This is a genomic window from Streptomyces apricus, from assembly GCF_008369065.1.
In the GTDB taxonomy this organism is placed as follows: Bacteria; Actinomycetota; Actinomycetes; order Streptomycetales; family Streptomycetaceae; genus Streptomyces; species Streptomyces apricus.
The window spans coordinates 1142123-1144878 of record NZ_VDFC01000046.1 but is presented as its reverse complement, the minus strand read 5'-3'; the positions used below and the strand labels follow the sequence as shown (position 1 = coordinate 1144878).

Here is a 2756-nt window from a genome sequence, read left to right as displayed (position 1 = left end):
TCCGTGGGGTGTGTCATGTGCGGCGGCGGGGTCGAGGCGCTGCGCCCGCGGGTGCCTGCGCTGCCCTCAGCCGGCCGTCGTGTCGAGGACCAGCGGTTCGATCCTGCCCTCCAGCATGGCGCCCAGGCCCAGGACCGCGCACACGTCGGGCCGTTCGGCGATGTGCACCGGCATGCCCGTCGCCTGCCGCAGCATCTGGTCGAGGCCCGGCAGCAGCGCGCTGCCCCCGACCATCATGATCCCGCGGTCGGCGAGGTCGGCCACCAGGTCCGGCGGGCAGACCCGCAGCACCTTGCCGATGCCGTCGAGCACCGCGGTCAGCGGGGTCTGGATGGCCTCGCGCACCGCGGCCGTGTCGACCTGCACGGAGCGGGCCAGGCCGGTGGCCACGTCCCGGCCGTGGATCTCCGTGGAGGCGGGGCCCTGCGAGGTGAGTCCGTTCCCGGACAGGGCCAGCTGCAGGGGGCGTACGGACTGCGAGGGCAGCATCAGTTCGTGGTGGTGGCGCAGGTGCTGGACGATCGCGTGGTCGATGGCCTCGCCGCCCACCGGGATGCGCTCGGCCGTGACGATCGCGCCGAGCGACAGCACGGCGACCTGGGTCGCGGCGGCCCCGCACACCATGACCATGGTGGCCTCGGGGCGCTCCACGGGGAGCCCGCAGCCGACGCCGGCGGCGATCAGCGTGTCGACCAGCTCGACGCGCCGCGCGCCGAGACCGACGAGCGTCTCCACCGTCGCCCGCTGCGCCAGCGGGTCGGAGCCGTGCGGCGTGCAGGCGGCGGCCCGCAGCAGGGGCTTGCGGCGCAGGGCGCGGCGCACCTTGTCGCCCAGGAGCTGGCGCAGCATGCGCTGGGCCATCTCGATGTCGACCACCGTGCCGCCGGAGACCGGGCGTACGACGCGGATGTAGTGCGGGGTGCGGCCCGTCATCTTCTCGGCGAACTCACCCACCGCGATCAGTGCGCCGGTCCTGGTGTTCACGGCGGCGACGCTGGGCTGGTCGACGACCAGCCCAGCCCCCTTCACGTAGACACGGGTCCGTGCCGCTCCCAGGTCGACGGCGAAGTGGCAGCGGCGCAACTGCTCCAGACTGGCGGTCATGGCGGGTCCTCCCGAGAGCGCAGACCTGGGACTCCGCCGGACGGCGGTCCTCCCTACGCATCGTGCGGGATCTGACGGGGCGTCGCCTTTCGGGATGGTCCGGGCGGGGTGCCGCTGGACGGGTGGTCTTCGCCGGCGCTCCCCGGACCGCGGCTCAGGTGTTGGGCAGGGCCCGGAGCAGCGGGGCCCAGGAGGAGGTGGTCAGTTCGCAGCCCGCGCGGACCAGGCGCTGCCGGTGCGGCTCCGAGCGGGTGTAGCCGAGGAAGCGCAGCCCGAGGGCCTTCGCCGCGGTCAGCTCGGCGACCGACGAGCCGACCAGCACGGCGTCCTCCGGCGTCGCCCCGAGCTGTTCCAGGGCGCGCAGGAGGCAGTCGGGGTCCGGCATCAGCCGGGTCAGGTCGTCCGTGCGGCCGTGCACCCCGCCGGTGACCAGGCCGGTCAGCCGGCCGTGCGCCTGCAGGTACTTCCAGACGGCGCTCGGCGCGTTGTCCGCGACGACGGCCGTGCGCCGCCCGAGCGAGTTGAGCGTCGTGATCAGGGCGTCGGAGAACGGCGTGGACGCGGCGGTCGACACCGCCCGTTCCTCGATCCGGTTGAGCCGCCGCCGCAGGTCGCCGCCGGCCGGCCGGCCGGCGAAGGCCCGTAGCAGGTCGAGGGGGTTGACGCGTCCCTCCAGCGGGGGCGCGGGCGCGTCCCCGGCGGCGGCCCGCGCGGTCAGCGGCTCGCCGTCCAGCGCGTCCTGCGGGTCGCGCAGCTCGGCGAGCAGCGCGGTGAGCTCCCGGACGGCCTGCCGCTCGGCGTCACCCGAGTAGAGGCGCACGAGGGGGCCGTCGAAACCGATGAGGATGTGGGGGGCCCGCACCAGGAAATCGGCCGACTCGTCGGGGGGCGGGGTGGCCGCACGACGGGGCGTCCGGATCGTCCGGCGGGACAGGAGGGCGTGCTGCAGGTCGTGCTGCGTGCCGGGCTCCTGGTCGGCCGGCCGGACGGGTTGTGGCTCCGGGCCGGGCACGAGGCGTACCGAGCACGCCACCGAGAGGCCCGGCACCGGCCACTCGTGCAGTGCGTCGCGCACCGCGTGCTGCGCCGCGCCCGCACGGCCGGGTGGATGGTGGCGGGTGACGCGGCGGGCCGTGTCCACCAGGTGGTCGAGGAGCTGCTCGGAGATCCGGGCCGTCCCGCCGCGCACGAACGCCACCGGGTCGTCGACGTGCCACGACAGCTCGGCGGACGCGGTGAAGGTCCCGCCGCGCGAGGCCGGCAGGGAGAGCTCGTGGGCGGCCCGGTGCGTGGTGAGGTCGACCTCGTAGTAGGTGACGCGGGGCCCCGAGGCGGGCGCGCCGGCGAACGCCGCGGGGTCGAAGAGGACCGGTGGGCCGTCGGGGGGCCGGACGACCACCGCGGTGCGCCCCGGCTCGGGCAGGCGGATCGAACCGGCGCGGCGCGTGCTGAACGGGCCGCGCACCAGGTCGCGCCGCACGGGCTCGGGGTCGGGCACCCGGTCCGGGATCTCCAGCCGGCAGTACCAGGCGAGGGGCGGCCCGTTGTCCGGTCCGGTGTGCAGGGGCCGTAGGGGGACCGGCCCGGCGGGCAGGTCGCCGGCCGCCAGCTCCTCGTACAGGACCGGGGAGAGGACGACCGCGATGTCGGAC

At 75.8% G+C, this 2756-nt stretch carries 2 protein-coding genes; both read right to left on the bottom strand.

The annotated features are described in order from the left end of the window. Window positions 1–66: 66 nt before the first annotated feature. Window positions 67–1104: a rod shape-determining protein gene (locus FGF04_RS25305; protein ID WP_149513547.1), complete on the bottom strand. Its 1038-nt coding sequence runs from the start codon at window positions 1102–1104 to the stop codon at window positions 67–69. Between the two features lie 154 nt (window positions 1105–1258). After that, window positions 1259–2756, bottom strand: a 1498-nt coding sequence (locus FGF04_RS40205) for an HAD family hydrolase (RefSeq protein ID WP_188114214.1), incomplete at its 5' end; no start/stop codon positions are given.

What these genes read in the sequence shown, in the direction of transcription:
- FGF04_RS25305 (WP_149513547.1), bottom strand. Translation starts at nt 1,104, where the DNA reads ATGACCGCCAGTCTGGAGCAGTTGCGCCGCTGCCACTTCGCCGTCGAC.